Below are 15,954 nucleotides of genomic sequence, written 5' to 3'. Positions count from 1 at the left end.
AAGTACACAGAGTTTTTATAATAAAATAGCGAATTTAGATATTATTGAAAATGAAACATTCTATTTAACGGATCAAAGATTAAGTATTAATCGATTAAAATCTGATTGGGTTAGCTTTGATAATTGCATTTTTGATTGTGGAAACTTAGATTTTAAAAATATTAAGGATGAAAGACTAATGTTAGAATTTAAAAACTGTACTTTCAACTGTAATGTAACTTTTTCAGATTGCGATTTCGATAGATTATCTTTTATTAATACTAAAAGTTTAAAATCCTTAAATTTAGGGGGTGGTGGAAAAACTAAACTCACATTAAAAATTTTTCAATTTTCAAATGATTCTGAAATTGACAAGCCAATATTGACTACTGATTTCAGCATTCGAAATACAATCATTGAAGTCTTTGTTTTTGAAAATATAAAACATATGAAAGGAAAATTTGATTTTCTTGGAAATACCTTGGGGAAAGACAATAATATTTCTTTATTTCAGGATTCAACAATTACAAATGTATTATTCGGAAAAAATTCATTTTCTTCATTTACAACTTACAAAAGAGTAACTTTTAATACTTCAGCGTATCTAAAGCCAGTTGGTTCTGCATTCGAATTTCCTGGTTTTTATAAAAATACTTTTGTGAAAATTTCATTTTCCCAATCAAAATTTACGGGTACATTTCAATTTGAAAACTGTGATTTTCTTAGTACAACTTGGTTTGAAAATTGTAAAAATTCTAATCATTCGAAATTAAAATTTGTTGCTTGCGAGTTTAAGGGATTTTCACTGTTTAATAAATCCAAAATTGACTTTCTTGACATTGATAGATGTACTTTTGATAAATCTTCGTCTTTTACAGATGCTGAATTCAATACTTTAAAACTATTTGAAGTGAAATTTGGGGGAGGTGCCTATTTTGATGAAATGAAAATAAACAAGGTTCTTGATAAATCATATTTAAAAGATAAATCTAAAATTTTAGATTGGAAAAGAACTTTAAGAGCAATCAAACAAGAACTTCAGAAAACTGAAAATAAAATTGATTTTAATACTTATCGCAATTATGAACTTGCTGCCCATTATAAAGAATTAAAACTATTAAAAAATTTTAAAGATACATCTATTCTTTGGGCAACAAAATGGTCTTCTAATTTTGGTAACTGGTTTTGGGCATTTTGGTTTACAATTTTATCTGGTTTATTATGGTATTCAATTTTATATCGAATTGAAAATTCTGGAAGTTTTGATTTTGAGAAAACAAATGAGTTTTTTGTTGGTGCTTTTAGATTTTTCCTGGTTACAGATTTTTTAAATCCATTAGAAAATGACAGAACCTATTTACTAAATGGTTGGAGTTGGCTTATTTTTATTATGGGAAAGATTTTTATTGCCTTTGGCATCTATGAAATGATTCAGTCCTTTAGAAAATTTAAAGCATAAAAGATTTGAATCCTGTTTTCACAAACATTCGATGAGTTCAATTGCCTTTGGCTTTAGCCAAAGGTAAAATAGAGATTTTTTTCTGGCTTTAAACCAATTAGCACAATCCCTTTGGCTAAAGCCAATCAAGAATTGAATCTAAAACTGTTGACTAAAGTCAACGGCAATTGATACTATTTTCTCTTGAATTTAAAATCTATTTGTTCTGCAAAAACATTATCTAAAACCGTTGACTAAAGCCAACGGCAATTGATACTATCTTCTCTGGAATATAAAATCTATTTGTTCTGCAACAACTCCAACAATCGCATCACATCTTCTACTTTAAAAAGTTGAGTTCCTTCGTTCATAGTTGCTGCAGAACCGCAAGCAACTCCCCACTGAATAACATCTTTTAAAGTTTTGTTATGAGACAATGCCCATACCATACCTCCAACCATGCTGTCACCAGCTCCTACGGTGCTTTTCTTTTCTACTTTTGGCGCTTTAACAAAATGTGTTTCGTCTTTAGCGACTAAAATGGCTCCATCAGCTCCAAGTGAAACTACAACAATTTCGGCACTTTTATTTTCTATTAATTGTTTGGCCGCTTTTTCAACCTCTGGTAATTCTAATCGATCTACACCAATTAATTTTGCTAATTCGCCAATGTTGGGCTTTATCAAGTAGACTCCTGTTTCTAACACTTTTTGCAGTGGTTCACCAGATGTATCTACAATAACTTTAATGTTATAAGCTTTAGCTATTTGGGCTATTTGTTGATAAAAACCAGAAGGTAATCCTTCATTTAAGCTTCCGCTGATGACAAGATAATCTGTTTTTAAGTCTTTTATCTTTTGTAGAATTGTATTTTTTTCGTCTTCTAATAATTCGTTTCCAGGAAAACCAAACCGATACTGTGATTGTGAAGTATTGTCGAAAGCGATGAAGTTTTCTCTAGTCCAGTTTTTGGTACGTAGTACGTTAGATTCTAAATTTTCTTTGGCAATCAATTCCTCGAGCATTTCTCCAGAAGAGCCGCCTGAGGTAAAAATACAAGTTGATGTCCCTCCTAATTTTGCTATTGCTTTAGATACATTAATACCGCCTCCTCCTGCATCATAACGCGGCTTGTTACAACGTATTTTCTGCTCAGCAATCAATCTTGTGAAGTGAGTGGATTTATCTAATGACGGGTTTAAAGTAAGCGTCGTTATCTTTGGAGTGTTCATTATTTTTCTTTTAAACCTAAAGATAAAGTTTTCTGGCTAAAAACTGTACTTGTTGCGCTTCATAATTTACTTTGATTACCAAAGCCAGCTTTTGTAGCAAACAAAAAACCTTCGTACCTTTGTGCCATGATAGAAGATAAAAACCCACAACGCACCAGCATTGCTCAACTAGGAGAATTTGGCCTAATAGATCACTTGACAAAAAACTTTGAAATTACACAAGCTTCTACTCTAAAAGGAATTGGTGATGATGCAGCTGTTTTAGACTTTAAGGACAAAAAAGTGGTAGTCTCAACTGACTTATTAATCGAAGGCGTACATTTTGATTTGGCGTACATGCCTTTAAAACACCTAGGATATAAAGCAGTCGTTGTTAATATTTCGGATATTTGTGCCATGAATGCCAAAGCAACTCAAATCACCGTTTCGGTTGCCGTTTCCAACAGATTTCCACTCGAAGCTTTAGAAGAATTATTTGCTGGTATTACACATGCTGCTGCAGAATACAAAGTTGATGTGATTGGTGGTGACACTACATCCTCTCAAAAAGGATTGATCATAAGTATAACAGCTATTGGCGAAGCCAATGAAGAGGAAATCGTGTATAGAAATGGAGCTAAGGAAACTGATTTACTGGTTGTAACAGGTGATATTGGCGCTGCTTATATGGGTTTACAAGTCTTAGAGAGAGAGAAACAAGTGTTCCAAGTTAATCCAAATAATCAACCTGACTTAGATGCTTATACTTATTTGATAGAACGTCAATTAAAACCTGAAGCCCGAAAAGATGTGCGCACATTATTACATGCCCTAGAAGTAAAACCTACGGCTATGATTGACATATCAGATGGATTATCATCTGAGATCATGCACATTTGCAAACAATCAAAAGTAGGTTGTAATTTATATGAAGATAAATTACCTATTGACCCTCAGTTTATCAATGTTTGCGAAGAGTTTAATATTGACAGCACCACTGTTGCCATCAATGGAGGCGAAGATTATGAGTTGCTATTTACCATCTCCATACAAGATTTTGAGAAAATAAAAGCCAATCCAAACTTTACAATTATTGGTCACATGACTCAAGAAAGTGAAGGAATTCATTTAATCACGCGTGCAGACACCAAAATTCCACTCAAAGCCCGTGGATGGGATGCTTTAAGCGAATAACTATTCGGTTAAAAAAGGGAACCTATTTAAAAATGCCCCAAGAAGTTCAAGACTTTTTGCGGCATTTTTTATTTGATAAAAAGTATCTTGTTATATAATTGATACACGTTAATACTCTTTAATCTTGATTTAAAAGAAAATTGGCATCAAAAAATTAATACAACAATCCTTTAGCTTTAGCCTCTTGAACCAGATCTTTATCTAATCCACTTTCAATTTTTAAAAGCTTCATTAGATCTGATTTTCTTCTTTCAATTGCACCTGCTGATAAGGGGATATATTCTGGCATTTCATTTTTTTTGGTTCCTTTCGAAAGGTGAAATAAAATTTGCTTGTCAAACACATCTATCTCAATGCCGTCAGCATCGGCTATTTCTAACATGTTTAAAATTGACTCGCTGTAATATATTTTGTTGTTGATAATCGTATCAATTGCATGAATCAAAACTTCAAAATTTAAATCGTTTTTTACAATCAATCCTGCTGGATTGATGGTTTTAACAATCGTTTTGATTTTCAATAATTCAGTATACATGGTCAGTAAAATAATTTTACAATTTGGCATATATTCCTGGATTAATTTGGCTAAATCTTCCCCCGAGAAAATGTTTTTACTTTCAAAAGGAGGCATACTAATGTCTAGAAAAGCAATATCAAAAGGAGCCGTTTCCGGATTGATTATAATATTATAAGCTGTTTCACAGTTTTTAGCTTGATCAATCATGAATGTGTACTCATCGGTTTTATACCGAGTAATAGCATTCTTATACCCCTCAATTATAAAAGGGTGATCGTCTACGATTAAAATGTTATTCTTAAATTTAATTTTAGCTGGGGCTTCAATTGTCATTTTTTCTAGTATTAAATGGTTATACTAAATGTATTGTAATTGTAATGTGGGTCCCTTTACTAATTATGGAATTAATTATTGCAGTCCCATTACAATCTAAGGCTCTTGACCTGATATTCTGCAAACCTATTCCTTTTTTTGCTTTGATTGTGTTAAAACCAATTCCATCATCTATAATTTCTAAAATTAGTTGATCTTGGTTTTTTAAACACTTCACATGGATGGAATTAGCATGCGCATATTTATTTATATTTTGTAAACTTTCTTGCACAATTCTATAAATGTTGATTTTGATAGAGTTACTTATTGAGTCCCAATCAATAGCATTGTCAATACTTGCGTGTAAATTTGTAGAAAAAGTTTTTCTTTGTTCTTCAAGAAGATTGTGCAAAATGACTACAAAATTATTGATTAACTCTTTATTCTCTCTGCTTAAATCATGTGATATTTCCCGTAAATCTTGCTCAATGTTACGCAGTTCTACTAAGTATTCATTTCGTTTTTCAATAGCATTTGAATCATCAAATTGATTTAAGGTATCTAAGTTTATTCTTAACCCAAAAATTCTACCCAAAACCCCATCGTGCAACTCTTGAGCTACTCTTTTCTTTTCTTTAACTCGCCCTAAGTCTATCGTACTCTGTTGCGAAATCATTAAATTATAAATATCTTCATTTGCTTTTTGTTGTCTTTGTTTATAAAGCAACACCTTGTTTTTATTTCTTTGATTTTTAACTAGGTAAAGCAACAATCCTACTGTTACAAATGAAATCAAACCATATAATAAATTTCGGTTTTTAGTTGTTAAGTAGTCATTTTTTTCTATAACTTCTTCTGTTTCAAATTCAATACGAGAAAATTTGTTTCCTATAGCACGATCTGATTTTTGTCTTTTTTCACTAACTAAAATATATTCTTTACTATAATATGCCGTATTTTTTGGATCTACTAAAGACAATTGCTTTAATGTATTTAATATACTACGAGAATTGTTTACTTTTTTAGATAGATACAATGCTTCATTAGCAAATTGTAAAGCTTTTAGAGTATCTCTTTTATACAAAAAATACTCCGAAATACTATTCTTACTTGCAATAATACCAATAGTCAGTTTTAAACTATCCCTAATCTTTAAAGATTGAAAAAACAATTGGGGCAACCCCTCATTCTCTTTAAGTTGAAATTTAGAATAGGCTAAATTATTCAAAAGCATTGCAAATAGAACTGGCTTATCCTTCGAGACATTTTTCTCTGATAAACCTTTTTCAAAATACTTTTTTGATATGCGAAAATCCTTTTTGTTTTGATAAACCGCTCCTATATTATTATATGAAGTTGCCCTTGGGTGAGAAAACGATTTTATAAAATTATTATTTATACTCCTCAAAGCCTTATTATGATATTCAATGGAATTGTTATAATCCTCAAGTTCGTTATAAATTTGTCCTAGAAGGTTGTATGAATTATACGAAATATCGTTGTAATTTTTGTTTTTTATAATTTTTAAAACTTTAAAAACTGCCTTTTCAGCTCCTAAAAAATCACTCTCCGTATACTGTAATGTCGCTTTATTAAAAATCGTTGACGCAACATTATAAGTATCATTTAACTCTAAATATTTATTTTCAGCTTTATTATAATAATAAAAAGCACTGTCAGAGCGTTCTTTTAACAAAAAATAGTCTCCTAAATATACATTCCCTTTTGCAATACTATAATTATCCCGTTGCACTCCGGACTTTTTTATGATAAGCATTACCGTTTTTTTATAGTCCTCAAAACGATCTAAGTTATAATATCGATTGGCTATTTTGAATAAATTTGTACGGTAAACAGAATCATTATTTTGACGGTTGACTATAGCCGAGGCTTTTTGAATATAATGCTCTCTTTGATCTAGTGATAAATCAAAATTATTAGCCAACGAAAAAAAAATCTCTAAACTATCCTTTGGAATTGTCTTGTTTTTTGTAACTATTTTTTTTTTGGTGCAATTCACACCTAGAAAAAAAAACAAAAGAATAATATATAAAGTAGGTTTCAATGGGCGGTGTATTACAATATCAAAAATAAGGAATTAAACGGCTACCAAAAAAAAAGCTGCCAAATATTTGACAGCTTTGATAGAATTTAAAAATATTACGTACTAATCATTCTTTTTATTCCCTCCTACAGATGTATTTGCAATAAGCTCCATATTTACATTTTCAATTTTAAAAGCAGTCTCTTTAGATACTTTCATTGCTGATGGAGAAGATTCTTTCTTAAAAGTAAAGGAGGTCAACACCAAAACTATCCCTATTAAAACAGTGGTTATAATTGTATTTTTCATGATTAATATTTCTTAAAGAATTGTATCTGCTTTACCTTTTTATAAACTATCCCACCAATCAGATATTTTGTCTAGTAACGTAGGTTCTGGTTTAGGAGGGGTATCATCTTTTTTATTCCCACCAACTGAACCTTCTCCACCAAGCTCCAATTTCATCGAATTTAAAATCAAAATCTCAATTTGACCTTTGTTATTACTTAATGGAGTAATGTTTGCGTTTGATTCTACTGAAGTAAGTACCATTAATAACGTGAATAATCCTAATGTTGCAATTGATTTTTTCATGATTTGGGGTTTTATATTTATATTATTTTAACTCATTATAGTGCTGATTAACAGCTTATCTTGAGGTAAAACTACTATACAAAATACAAACAACAATCAATAAAAATAGGTTAATGGTAGAACAGGTCTGTGTACGAGTGTACAGGTATGAAAATTGGGTAAAGTGTGGAAATTTATATTTCTAAATAATTCCCGTTTGCAAAATCAGTGATAATTTGGTCAACATTCGCTTTGTACATTTTAGAATAAGGTATGCGTGCGTTGGAGTTTTTTATATAGCAAAGAGCATTACCGCTGTGAATTCTAGAAATGTAGTTTCTGTTTACGATGTAACTTTTATGAATCCTCGCGAAGGGTTGAGACAAAACTGTTTCAAAATATTTTAGTGTTTTAAAAGCCGTTATTAGTTCCCCATTGTTCAAATGAATGTCTGTAGAATTATTATCTGCTTTTAGGAAACAGATGTCTTTTGCATCAATGTACCGGTAGTCACCATAGGATTTAATACACAAACGCAAGGATTGAACTTCAGGCACTGAACTTACTACAGGGAACTGCTGATGGTGAAATGTTGCAATCTCATTTGTAATTCCTTCCTTTTCTACTTTTTTATTTAACCTCAACAAAAATTTTACAATAGTAGAAGGCTCAATAGGTTTGATCAAATATTCCCTAACACCATATTGAAAAGAGTCATACGCCAGTTTTTTATCACGAGTAGTAACTACAAAAATGGGCATGACACTCAAATATTTATAAAGGCAATCTATAAAATGCAACGCCAAATTTGAGTTGCGGTCTTTTGGGTCTATTTCTATAAAAATAATATCGGGTTTGCACTCTAATACAAGATCTAAGCCGTCAGTGGCATTATAGGAGGATCCCACATAGCAAAGTTCCTGAAATCCATCTGCAACCAATTTAGTTTGCAAGAGACTTTCTGGGTCGTCATCTATAATTATGTATTTATATTGCATTTTTGGGTTTGTAATTTATAATCCTCTACAATTCAATATTTTCAGCACTTTCTAAAGTGGTATTTTAAACGACAATTAAAAACAAAAGTATAAAATATCCTATACCAAGTTCAAAAAACATTTTCCTCATTGAAAAACTTTACAATATAACGTTTTATTTTTTTTTTTGAATTATTCTACAATACGATACTACTGGTTATCATTCTAAGATTTATACTCAAAATTTATGGGGAAAATAAATATCACTTTTCTAAAATATTTTAGTGAAAATAATTTTTAATTAAAATTTATCTTACTTTTATGAAAAAAAATCATGAGAAAAACAACTACTTTATTATGTTTATTTTACTGCTGTATAGCGTTTAGCCAAGAAAAAGAAGTGTTAACCTTCAAGAAAAATGAAATTAAAGGAAATGCATTATTTCTCGTTTTAGGTGCCGTAGAGATTACCTACGAGAGACTAATTACAGAGGATAGTGGTTTAGGTGCAACCGTTTTCTTTGTTGCCGAAGATGAATTTGATAGCAATTTTAACTTAACTCCTTACTACCGTGCTTATTTTGGAAAAAAAACAGCTGCTGGATTTTTTGTGGAGGGTTTTAGTATGATTAGCACAGGAAAAGATGGCTCCTATTCTCAATATGACCCTGTAAACCAAAACTACTATACCGTAAAGGGCAAACAATATTCCGATTTTGCTCTTGGTTTTGGTCTTGGTTCTAAATGGATTCACAAACGTGGCTTTGTTTTTGAAATTAATGCGGGAATAGGTCGAAATTTACTAAGTACCAATAGCCCAGAGATTGTTCCGCGTGGTGGTATAACACTAGGTTACCGTTTCTAAACAAAAAAGCTTCTCAAATGAGAAGCTTTTTTTATGCTATAATTATAATGCACTACATTTTCATCAACCAGTTTTTCATTGAAACTTCATTTTCAATAATGGCTTTTAAATCCGCAATAGCTACACGGTCTTGTTTCATACTATCTCTATGACGTATGGTTACCGTTTGGTCTTCGGCTGTTTGATGATCTACTGTGATACAAAATGGTGTGCCTAATGCATCTTGTCTTCTATAACGTCTTCCTACTGCATCTTTCTCATCATAAGACACATTGAAATCCCATTTCAAATCATCAATAATTTGTTTAGCAATTTCAGGCAATCCATCTTTTTTAACTAATGGTAAAATAGCTGCTTTAGTTGGAGCCAGAACTGAAGGTAATTTCAGAACTGTTCTAGTTGAACCATCTTCTAAAGTTTCTTCTTTTAACGAAGTTGCAAAAACCGCCAAGAACATTCTGTCTAATCCTACTGAAGTTTCCACTACATAAGGAACATAATTCTGGTTCAATTCAGCATCAAAATACTGTAATTTTCTACCTGAAAATTGCTCATGTGCTTTCAAATCAAAATCAGTTCTAGAGTGAATTCCTTCTAATTCTTTGAATCCAAAAGGGAAATCAAATTCTATATCAGCAGCAGCATTAGCGTAATGTGCTAGTTTTTCGTGATCGTGAAAACGGTATCTTTCTTTCCCTAAACCTAGAGATAAATGCCATTTTAGTCTGGCTTCTTTCCAAAACTCATAATGCTTCATTTCTTCGCCTGGACGTACAAAAAATTGCATCTCCATTTGTTCAAACTCACGCATACGGAAAATGAATTGTCTCGCTACGATTTCGTTTCTAAACGCTTTACCGGTTTGTGCAATTCCAAAAGGAACTTTCATTCGTCCAGATTTTTGCACATTTAAGAAGTTTACAAAAATACCTTGAGCAGTTTCTGGACGCAAGTATAAATCCATTGCTGTATCTGCTGAGGCTCCTAATTTAGTACCAAACATCAAGTTGAATTGACGCACTTCGGTCCAATTACGAGAACCAGATTCTGGACAAGCAATTTCTAATTCTTCTATCAAAGCTTTGACATCTTCAAGATCGCCATTGCCCAAAGAACGGCCCATTCTTTCTAGAATTTCTCTTTCTTTGGCTAAATATTCAACCACTCTAGCATTAGTCGTAATGAATTCTTGCTCATTGAAAGCGTCTCCAAAACGAACTTTTGCTTTTTCGATTTCTTTTTTTGCCTTTAAATTTAATTTTTCGGCATAATCTTCTATTAAAACATCGGCTCTATATCTACGTTTAGAATCTTTATTATCAATCAAAGGATCGTTAAAGGCATCAACGTGACCTGAGGCTTTCCAGGTGGTAGGATGCATCAATATTGCAGCATCAAGGCCTACAATATTCTCGTTCATTTGCACCATTGCTTTCCACCAGTACTCGCGTATGTTCTTTTTTAATTCCACTCCGTTTTGTGCATAATCATAGACTGCACTTAAACCATCGTATATTTCGCTTGACGGAAAAATAAATCCGTACTCTTTTGCATGCGAAATTACATTCTTAAATAAATCTTCTTGTTTTGCCATAGTACTGCAAAAATATAAAAAGTGAACTTAAAAAAAAGAAAATTATGAGTCAATGGAGCATTGATTTGTTTATATTTATCAATAAATACCTGATTATATGTTTGAAAGCTTTATAAATCTCTTTTTTCCAAAAGTTTGTTCAGGGTGCGATTCTTTTTTGGTTGCCAATGAATTAGTGATTTGTACCATTTGCAGACACAACATTCCCTTGACAAATCATCATTTGATGGAAAACAATGAGGCGTTCAAGAAATTCTATGGACGTATACCGGTAATTCATGTATCAGCTTTATTTTATTTTAGAAAAAAAGGCATTGTACAGCAAATCATTCACAACTTAAAATACAAAGGTCATGAAAAGGTAGGGACACTTATTGGGGATTGGTATGCTCATGAATTAAAAATTGTTGAAGCGTTACAAGATGTAGATGCCATTATACCCGTTCCTTTACACCCAAAGAAGCTTCGAGAAAGAGGTTATAATCAAGTTACAACATTTGGCAAAGCACTATCATTAAATTTAAAAATCACTTACGATGATACTATCTTAAAACGCAATGTATACTCAAAAACACAATCAAAAAAAAACTTATTAGGTCGTACTGAGGGTATAGAAAGCGTGTTTGATGTTGTATTTGATGAAAAAGATCACAATAAGCACTTTCTATTAATTGATGATGTGATTACAACTGGAGCCACACTTGAGGCATGCTCAAGGGCTTTGCTGAAAATTCCTGGAGCCAAAATAAGTATTGTTTGTATGGCTATGGCGCAATCTTAAAACGGTACATTATTGGTTTACATAGGTATTAAAAAATCCACATTCGGCAATTACATCTTTGTAATATTGTGTGTTTGCATATTCCTTTTTTAATTTTTGAAAGCCATCCCATGCTTTAAAATTAATGTTATCGCTCTCTACTTCCCACCAGTTTGAGTTGGCATTGTATTTTTGATTGTAAAATTCGTTTCGCTCACATTTAGCCAGCATGTATTGACATTTTGCTTTTTGCTCTTGGGTTTTAGCCGCTGTAAATGCTATTTGATAATACTTTTTTGCTTGATTACAGTTTGTAATCATTGCTTTGACTTTATCCCTAAAAAAATAAGGACTAGAACCAAATCCTACAATTTCACTTTCATAAAACAACCTCGCATTACCATAATGTGTAATATTGTAAAATCCATTTGCAACTAATAACGCATTAGTATAAACATCTTGCTTACTGTTGATGTTGTCTTCCATGATTTTCATGGTGTTTAGGAAATCTAGAAAGGTATATTTCTTTTTTTGATATGCTGCATGATCACAATCATGACAATCCTTAATAGATCCATTAAAAGGATTTCCTAACAATACACTGTTTTGTATCTCTCCAGATTGTTTCATGAAATTTAAGGCTTGCGCAATCTTATCGTCATAAGTGCACACAACTGCTTCATAAGCGTTAATATCCATGAGGTTGTAATCATAATGTTTTACAGCTACTTCTTCCAGAGGCGATTTATTTTTTTTAAGCAAAAACGTTTTCATTTGAGTTACGTTTGCTGGAGAGTCATAAAACGTATCATTTTTTAAAAACAATTCAGCCATTATAGCGTTTTTTTGAGATTTAAATACTGTTGATAAGTAATTTTTACTCCATTCTCTTGCATTTTGATAGCGCAAGTATTCTATTTTTTCTTTATCCAATTCAAAATACAACCACTTTAGATCACTCAAAATGGTGTTGTAATTTTTATCAGTAATGACCTCTATTTTGCTTAAATTAGTAACAAAACGCAACAGGCGGAGTTGACTTACCGCTAATTTGGTTTTGGGCATCGTTTTTTCGGCCTTATCAAAATTTGATGATGCATTATTAAAGTTTCCATTTAAAGTTTCAAGATATCCTGCGGCTAAATGCCACAAATGAGGCTGTTTTGTTTTACCAGATTTAGCAATTTTTACTACTAGGTTTAATGCGCTAGGAGAAACACTGTCCTGTGTTCTTTTTTTAAACTGTGCTACAGTACTATTTTTAAATGATTTATCAATTTTATTCTCTTGATTGTTGATTAATCTAGTTAATAAAAAACCCAGATGTTCACTGTCTGGCTTTAGATTATAAATGGTCTCAATGGCTTTTTCTTCATCACCATAGTAGCCTTGAATAGCCCAAAGGGCTGCTTTCTCTTGATTATTTTTAGCCATTTTTAAAGACTCGGTCCAATCAAGTTGCTCTTGAGGATGAAAACAGTATGCTGATACTATACGCAAACGAGGACAATGATCAAAAACTTGACTGTACAAATAATTAGATTCGGCATAATTTTTATTGCGATAATTCATGCCCGCTAGGTACGAAAGTGATCTGTAGTAAAGCATATTTTTTGGCACAACATCTTTAGTTTTCTCAAAAAAAGAAAATGCACTTTTTTGATCGTCAATATAAAAATAGGCTTTCATTAATTGAAACCAATATCTGTTTTTTAGGAATGAATCGGTGCTTGTATTGTATTTTTTTTCTAATGCTAAGACCCATTTGGCATCAATAGGAATAACTGTATTGAGCTTGTCATAACTCCAATAATCATAAGTAACAGAGGCAACTTCAATAGCTTTAGCATAATGCAAAAAAGTAATAAAGTCTTTTGTTTTTTGATCATTCAATTTAAGTTTGCTTGACCATTTTTGAACACTTTTATTTGTTTTTTTAGAACTAAAAAAAGTAAAAAGTTCCTTTACATCAACAGCACTGGAATCTATGAGAAAAAATTTAACCTGATCTGGGTTTACGCTCCCTTTGAGGTACAAACTCCAGTCTGAAACAATTTCATCATTAAACCGCATACTATGTTCTGTATCAAAACCACGTTCATAAAAAACGTCAGTTGATAAAAAAAGTGGTGTATAAGAAGCATCTACAAATGTTTCGGGAGCAAAATTAGAATCAAAAAACCAGCCCCAATCATCACCACCTCCGCAAGCATAAATTATAGAATATACGGATAATGTAATGGCACTAAAAACGAGCCACAGCTTGTTTAAAAATGTTTTTTTCATAATGAGATAGGTTTATTTCGTCAAGATCATAAAAAATTATTTCTTTGGGATACGTATTCATGTGTGATTCTAAATCAGCACTCATGTCTTTAATTTGTTGTGCGGTGACACGTTCTATTTTTAACACATCATGTCGCTTATAAAACGTCCCTCCCTTATAATTTGAATTGTTAGCCACAAAAAACAAATTCATTTTAGCAGTAAAATTAGTGTCTTTTTCTAAGCTTTTGTAATCTATTTTAGGCTTTAAGCCAATGACTTTTTGATCTCTAATATGAACAGCCCAAGAATAAACAGGCAAAGCAAGGTTTAATTTTAATGGATATTTTTCTAAACTATGTAGATATTTGCTGGCTATTTTACGATCATAAATAGAATTTAAGGAATCTGGGGCTATTTTACCCATATTGTAATACATTAAAACACCACAATCTACAGCCGGAATCTTGGTTTTATTAAAATACTTTATTTGATGAAGTCGTATTGTAGCCGAAAGTTTTTTTCTAGAAATGGATTTAAAAACTTCAATAAATTTCATGTAATTATCTTTACTCTCCAGAGTCCAGTCACAATCAATTTGGATTTCTTGACATGAAATTTGGTTAGTAGCATTAATTTTAATTACAAAATCAAAAATTTTTCTTGCTAAAAGCGCTACATCAAGGGACTGATTAAGCATCACCTTATTCTTAATGTAAACAACAGGCACCACAGTTAAAGCATTTATTTTTTCTTTAAAATGTATGGGTGCAAGCGGAAAGGGTTGGTTATTTTTATCAATATCAACATCAAAATACCGAATATAGATTTTCTTAACGTCATTTTCTTTTAAAACCTCCCTTTCTCCAGGAGATAATTTAAATACTGTTTTCCAATAATAAAATGCAATCTCAGGTTCTTTGTGTGAATTACAAGAAACTAAAAAACATAAAGCAAGTACAGCAAATAAGATTTTCTTCACAACAAATCACGTTTAAAAACTTTAAAACTACAAAATAATATACTTGGACACTCTTTTTCTACTTCAAAATTGAAAATATAAGACGACTGAGTGTTATACAATTGGTGGAAATTTTTGGCTTAATTAGGAGTGCTACGCCTAAGATAAAACACACAATCAGTTGACATACAAATTACTTACACCTCAATATCCCAAGCAATAGGATAATTTAATGAAATTATAACGAAATAGAATTTCCGTTTCCAAACTTTAATGTTTAAATTTGAATAATATATTAATTCACTTATAAAATAATTATATCATGGCTTTTGAATTACCACAATTACCTTATGCATACGATGCATTAGAACCACATATTGATGCTCGTACAATGGAAATCCACCATTCTAAGCACCACAATGCTTACACAACCAATTTGAATGCTGCCATTGCAGGAACAGATATGGAAGGTAAAACCATTGAAAATATCTTGATTAATCTTGATTTAAAAAACGCTGCAGTACGCAATAACGGTGGTGGATTTTACAACCATAACTTATTTTGGACAGTGATGACACCTAATGGTGGTGGGTTACCAACAGGAGATTTACTTGCTGCAATTGAAACCGCTTTTGGAACATTTGAAGAATTCAAAGCAAGTTTTAGCAAAGCTGGGGCTACACAATTTGGTTCAGGATGGGCTTGGCTTTGTGTACAAAAAGGCGGAAAAGTAGAAGTTTGTGGTACACCAAACCAAGATAATCCATTAATGCCAGGTGTAGGTTGTGGCGGAACACCTATTTTAGCAATGGACGTTTGGGAGCATGCTTACTACTTAAACTACCAAAACAGAAGACCTGATTATATTGAAGCATTTTTCAACGTAATCAACTGGACTGAAGTTTCAAGAAGATTTGCTTTAGAGAAATAATCTTTTAAGAGATTAGAATATAGAGAATAGACAAATGACTTAAAAGTTGTTTGTCTATTTTTTTTATCTAAAAAAGTATTACTACTCCTTATTAAAAAAGACGAACAAACACTTGGCTTATTCGTCTTTTTTTTTCTCTTCTCTTTATTCTCTCCTCTATATTCTTATTTCTTCCTTGACTTTATTCCAATAAAAAAGGTGGAATTGCTTCCACCCTTTTTGCCCCAAATCTACCATAAATTTAACCTACTAATATTATGGTGATATAAATATATATATTTTATATTGTTTAGTCAAATAAATTAGATGAACAACTTATAAAATCGATTAAAA

Annotated in this window: 14 protein-coding genes; 5 read left to right on the top strand and 9 right to left on the bottom strand. The window is 31.7% G+C overall.

From position 1 onward, the window contains the following. A partial coding sequence (locus tag DNC80_RS11050) for a hypothetical protein (protein WP_182651274.1) occupies positions 1 to 1,438 on the top strand: 1,438 nt, incomplete at its 5' end. Between the two features lie 278 nt (positions 1,439 to 1,716). On the opposite strand, the gene DNC80_RS11045 is transcribed toward DNC80_RS11050, so the two are convergent. Further along, a complete protein-coding gene (locus DNC80_RS11045; RefSeq protein WP_182651273.1) occupies positions 1,717 to 2,649 on the bottom strand; it encodes a 1-phosphofructokinase family hexose kinase in 933 nt (310 codons plus the stop codon). A gap of 126 nt (positions 2,650 to 2,775) precedes the next feature. Between DNC80_RS11045 and thiL the strand changes: the two genes are divergently transcribed. Then, entirely contained in the window at positions 2,776 to 3,822 is a 1,047-nt protein-coding gene (thiL, locus tag DNC80_RS11040; RefSeq protein WP_182651272.1) for a thiamine-phosphate kinase, read from the top strand. Positions 3,823 to 3,976: 154 nt separating this feature from the next. Here thiL and DNC80_RS11035 read toward each other — a convergent pair whose 3' ends face one another. From DNC80_RS11035 to DNC80_RS11015, 5 genes are all read right to left on the bottom strand, one after another. Further along, positions 3,977 to 4,672 carry a response regulator transcription factor gene (locus DNC80_RS11035; RefSeq protein WP_182651271.1) on the bottom strand — a complete coding sequence of 232 codons (696 nt, stop codon included), beginning with the start codon at positions 4,670 to 4,672 and terminating at the stop codon, positions 3,977 to 3,979. 19 nt (positions 4,673 to 4,691) lie between these two features. After that, the gene (locus DNC80_RS11030; RefSeq protein ID WP_255493227.1) at positions 4,692 to 6,596 is read right to left on the bottom strand and encodes a tetratricopeptide repeat-containing sensor histidine kinase; all 1,905 of its coding nucleotides are present in this window, start codon (positions 6,594 to 6,596) and stop codon (positions 4,692 to 4,694) included. Between the two features lie 222 nt (positions 6,597 to 6,818). Next, complete coding sequence (locus tag DNC80_RS11025) at positions 6,819 to 7,004, bottom strand: hypothetical protein (protein ID WP_182651269.1); 186 nt, start codon at positions 7,002 to 7,004, stop codon at positions 6,819 to 6,821. 39 nt (positions 7,005 to 7,043) lie between these two features. Further along, entirely contained in the window at positions 7,044 to 7,289 is a 246-nt protein-coding gene (locus DNC80_RS11020; protein WP_182651268.1) for a hypothetical protein, read from the bottom strand. Positions 7,290 to 7,462: 173 nt separating this feature from the next. Continuing rightward, positions 7,463 to 8,266: a LytTR family DNA-binding domain-containing protein gene (locus DNC80_RS11015; protein WP_182651267.1), complete on the bottom strand. Its 804-nt coding sequence runs from the start codon at positions 8,264 to 8,266 to the stop codon at positions 7,463 to 7,465. A 313-nt stretch (positions 8,267 to 8,579) separates the two neighbouring features. Here DNC80_RS11015 and DNC80_RS11010 point away from each other — a divergent pair, with 313 nt between their 5' ends. Then, the gene (locus tag DNC80_RS11010) at positions 8,580 to 9,110 is read left to right on the top strand and encodes a DUF3575 domain-containing protein (protein WP_182651266.1); all 531 of its coding nucleotides are present in this window, start codon (positions 8,580 to 8,582) and stop codon (positions 9,108 to 9,110) included. Between the two features lie 52 nt (positions 9,111 to 9,162). Here the strand turns inward: DNC80_RS11010 and DNC80_RS11005 are convergent, their stop codons facing one another. Further along, the gene (locus DNC80_RS11005) at positions 9,163 to 10,704 is read right to left on the bottom strand and encodes a glycine--tRNA ligase (RefSeq protein ID WP_182651265.1); all 1,542 of its coding nucleotides are present in this window, start codon (positions 10,702 to 10,704) and stop codon (positions 9,163 to 9,165) included. Between the two features lie 97 nt (positions 10,705 to 10,801). Here DNC80_RS11005 and DNC80_RS11000 point away from each other — a divergent pair, with 97 nt between their 5' ends. Continuing rightward, positions 10,802 to 11,485: a ComF family protein gene (locus DNC80_RS11000; RefSeq protein ID WP_182651264.1), complete on the top strand. Its 684-nt coding sequence runs from the start codon at positions 10,802 to 10,804 to the stop codon at positions 11,483 to 11,485. A 9-nt stretch (positions 11,486 to 11,494) separates the two neighbouring features. On the opposite strand, the gene DNC80_RS10995 is transcribed toward DNC80_RS11000, so the two are convergent. Then, the gene (locus DNC80_RS10995) at positions 11,495 to 13,750 is read right to left on the bottom strand and encodes a hypothetical protein (RefSeq protein WP_182651263.1); all 2,256 of its coding nucleotides are present in this window, start codon (positions 13,748 to 13,750) and stop codon (positions 11,495 to 11,497) included. Further along, complete coding sequence (locus DNC80_RS10990) at positions 13,710 to 14,711, bottom strand: hypothetical protein (protein ID WP_182651262.1); 1,002 nt, start codon at positions 14,709 to 14,711, stop codon at positions 13,710 to 13,712. The genes DNC80_RS10995 and DNC80_RS10990 overlap by 41 nt, the downstream gene beginning before the upstream one ends. A gap of 301 nt (positions 14,712 to 15,012) precedes the next feature. Between DNC80_RS10990 and DNC80_RS10985 the strand changes: the two genes are divergently transcribed. Then, positions 15,013 to 15,621 (top strand): superoxide dismutase, encoded by a 609-nt coding sequence (locus DNC80_RS10985; protein WP_182651261.1) that lies wholly within the window; start codon positions 15,013 to 15,015, stop codon positions 15,619 to 15,621. Positions 15,622 to 15,954: the final 333 nt, after the last annotated feature.

This window comes from Flavobacterium sp. SOK18b (assembly GCF_014156605.1).
Lineage (GTDB): Bacteria > Bacteroidota > Bacteroidia > Flavobacteriales > Flavobacteriaceae > Flavobacterium > Flavobacterium tiangeerense.
The sequence above is the reverse complement of the archived record's forward strand: the minus strand, read 5'-3'. Positions and strand labels throughout refer to the sequence as shown.

What these genes read in the sequence shown, in the direction of transcription:
- DNC80_RS11015 (WP_182651267.1), bottom strand. Translation starts at nt 8,266, where the DNA reads ATGCAATATAAATACATAATTATAGATGACGACCCAGAAAGTCTCTTG.
- thiL (WP_182651272.1), top strand. Translation starts at nt 2,776, where the DNA reads ATGATAGAAGATAAAAACCCACAACGCACCAGCATTGCTCAACTAGGA.
- DNC80_RS11005 (WP_182651265.1), bottom strand. Translation starts at nt 10,704, where the DNA reads ATGGCAAAACAAGAAGATTTATTTAAGAATGTAATTTCGCATGCAAAA.
- DNC80_RS11000 (WP_182651264.1), top strand. Translation starts at nt 10,802, where the DNA reads ATGTTTGAAAGCTTTATAAATCTCTTTTTTCCAAAAGTTTGTTCAGGG.
- DNC80_RS11025 (WP_182651269.1), bottom strand. Translation starts at nt 7,004, where the DNA reads ATGAAAAATACAATTATAACCACTGTTTTAATAGGGATAGTTTTGGTG.
- DNC80_RS11010 (WP_182651266.1), top strand. Translation starts at nt 8,580, where the DNA reads ATGAGAAAAACAACTACTTTATTATGTTTATTTTACTGCTGTATAGCG.
- DNC80_RS10995 (WP_182651263.1), bottom strand. Translation starts at nt 13,750, where the DNA reads ATGAAAAAAACATTTTTAAACAAGCTGTGGCTCGTTTTTAGTGCCATT.
- DNC80_RS11020 (WP_182651268.1), bottom strand. Translation starts at nt 7,289, where the DNA reads ATGAAAAAATCAATTGCAACATTAGGATTATTCACGTTATTAATGGTA.
- DNC80_RS11035 (WP_182651271.1), bottom strand. Translation starts at nt 4,672, where the DNA reads ATGACAATTGAAGCCCCAGCTAAAATTAAATTTAAGAATAACATTTTA.
- DNC80_RS11045 (WP_182651273.1), bottom strand. Translation starts at nt 2,649, where the DNA reads ATGAACACTCCAAAGATAACGACGCTTACTTTAAACCCGTCATTAGAT.
- DNC80_RS10985 (WP_182651261.1), top strand. Translation starts at nt 15,013, where the DNA reads ATGGCTTTTGAATTACCACAATTACCTTATGCATACGATGCATTAGAA.